This window comes from Intestinibacillus massiliensis, from assembly GCF_900155735.1.
Classification (GTDB): domain Bacteria; phylum Bacillota; class Clostridia; order Oscillospirales; family Butyricicoccaceae; genus Intestinibacillus; species Intestinibacillus massiliensis.
Map to the genome: position 1 here is coordinate 127,421 of NZ_LT707056.1, position 2,168 is coordinate 129,588.

Annotated in this window: 4 protein-coding genes; all 4 read right to left on the reverse strand. The window is 64.7% G+C overall.

Features of this window, described 5'->3' with window-relative positions:
* On the reverse strand, positions 1 to 779 hold a 779-nt coding region (dusB, locus tag CZ203_RS05880; protein WP_087065226.1), incomplete at its 3' end, for a tRNA dihydrouridine synthase DusB.
* A 140-nt stretch (positions 780 to 919) separates the two neighbouring features.
* Complete coding sequence (locus CZ203_RS05885; RefSeq protein ID WP_087065227.1) at positions 920 to 1,420, reverse strand: DedA family protein; 501 nt, start codon at positions 1,418 to 1,420, stop codon at positions 920 to 922.
* A 100-nt stretch (positions 1,421 to 1,520) separates the two neighbouring features.
* The gene (locus CZ203_RS05890) at positions 1,521 to 1,787 is read right to left on the reverse strand and encodes a hypothetical protein (RefSeq protein ID WP_087065228.1); all 267 of its coding nucleotides are present in this window, start codon (positions 1,785 to 1,787) and stop codon (positions 1,521 to 1,523) included.
* Between the two features lie 115 nt (positions 1,788 to 1,902).
* Positions 1,903 to 2,168 (reverse strand): SpoIIE family protein phosphatase (locus CZ203_RS05895; protein ID WP_159456387.1); only part of this gene is annotated, 266 nt, incomplete at its 5' end.

Genomic DNA, 2,168 nt, shown 5'->3' on the forward strand with positions numbered 1-2,168 from the left:
GCCGTGCGCAGCCGCTCCGCAAAAGGCGGCAGCGGCGGCAGCGGTTCGCCGCGCAGCAGGGCTTCCGCCCGCCCGAACAGCCAGGGGTCGCCCAGGCTGCCGCGGCCGACCATGATGAAGTCCGCCCCGGTGTAATCCCGGATGCGCACCGCGTCCTCCGGCGTAAACACGTCGCCGTTTGCAATGACCGGGACGCTAACCTGCAGCTTGGCCTGCCGGATGGCTTCCCAATCGGCCGTGCCGCTGTACTGCTGGCTGCGCGTGCGGCCGTGGATGCAGACCGCGTCCGCCCCGGCCTCCTCGGCCATGCGGGCGAATTCCAGGCAGTTGACGTGCCCCTCGTCCCAGCCCTTCCGGAACTTGACCGTGACGGGCACGGTGACCGCCCGCTTGACCGCGCGGATGATGCGCCCCGCGAGCGCAGGGTCGCGCATGAGGGCGCTGCCGTCGCCGTTGTTCACGATTTTGGGCGCCGGGCACCCCATATTGATATCTATGATGTCGCAGCCGGAAAGTTCCTGCGCCTTGGCTGCGCCTTCGGCCATAATTTCCGGGTCGTGCCCGAAAACCTGCACGCTGAACGGCTTTTCACCAGGCGCTGGCTCGAGCAGGCCGCGCGACTTGCGATCCTGGTAGGCGAGCGCGCGCGTGCTGACCATCTCCGACACCGTGAGCGCCGCGCCGTGTTCCCGGCACACCTGCCGGAACGCGCGGTCGGTTACCCCCGCCATCGGGGCGAGGAACACACGGCCGGAGAGCTGTACGTTGCCGATTTGCATAAACCGCTCCTTTGCATTCTCTTTTCGATCTTGTACAGTGTACCACAAAACCGCCCTATATGCAAACAACAACGCGGTAACAGGACAAAAAGGCCCCCTTTTCGGGAGCCTTTTGGATATTTTTCGCATATTATTACATTTCACGTGATAAACAGGTAGCTGAACGCATAGCCGAAGGAGATCAGCGCGCTGTTCCACAGCAGGATGCCCAGCGCCGACCACGGCACGAACTTCTGCGGCGGGACGCGCAGCAGCCCGGCGGGGATGGATACGATCGTGCGCAGCACCGGGATCAGCCGGCAGGCCACCAGCCCCCAGTTTCCATACTTTTCAATATAGTTCTGGCACCGCTCGGCGAAGCGCCGCAGTTTTTCATGCTTCATGGCGAGCTTGTGCGCGATCGGCGCGCCGCCCGCGTAGCACAAAATATAGATGACGAAGCTGCCCGCCACGCCCGCGGCGAGCGAAATCGCGATCGCGGCCACAAGGCTCAGCTCGCTCTGCGAAACCAGCACGCCCGCGGCGGGCATGATCACGCCCGCCGGGAAGCCCGGCAGGTTCATATATTCGAGGAAAAAAATCACGAACAGCAGCGCCAGCCCGTATTGCTGGAACAGCTCCATGAAGCGTGCGACCGTCATGCCTACCCATCCTATCCGGCGTCCCGCAAAGCCCTTTTTATAAGAGTATACCGCATGGGCAAAAAAATGCAAGCCGGCGGCGGTAAAAACAGGCGGGCGGTCACAGCAGCAGGGCGGCCAGCGCCCAGGCGATGCCGGTCAGCGCCGCGCCCACGCCCCCCGCGCACAGCAGCTGCAGGCGCGTATACCGCCGGTACGGCGCGCGGCGCACCGTGCTTTTCAGGTAGCGCTCCGCCACCGCGCACGCCTCGCGCAGCACGTCGTGCTTCTGCTCGCCGCTGTCCCGCACGATAAAGATCGCCTGTTCAAATACCCGGCCGTCGTCCGGGCGCACCACCACAACCCGGCGCGAAATCCCCTTGACCATACTTCCCCTGCCTCCTTTTGCAGCTTTTCACAAATTATGGGGTTAGTATGGGCGCGCCTGTGGGGTTTTATACCCGCGGCGCGCGGAAAAGCCCGCCCGGGTTTTCGGCAGCGCCTTACCGCGTCTTCTCCAGCCGCAGCACAAAGGCCGTCATATCGTCGGTCGCGCCGCGCTCGCAGGCCGCGACCACCAGGCGCGCGGCCAGTTCCTTCGGGCTGTCCCCGGCGCGCTCCAGCAGCATGCCCTTGAGCCATTCGTCCTCCATGCCGTCGGTCACGCCGTCCGTCAGCATGACGTACAGGTCGCCGTGCCCCATGCGCAGCGGGACGGTCTCCTCCGCGCCGTTTTCCTCGCTCAGGCCGACCTGAGCAGGATTTCGCG

Coding starts and splice junctions, on each gene's coding strand:
- CZ203_RS05885 (WP_087065227.1), bottom strand. CDS start 1,420: ATGACGGTCGCACGCTTCATGGAGCTGTTCCAGCAATACGGGCTGGCG.
- CZ203_RS05890 (WP_087065228.1), bottom strand. CDS start 1,787: ATGGTCAAGGGGATTTCGCGCCGGGTTGTGGTGGTGCGCCCGGACGAC.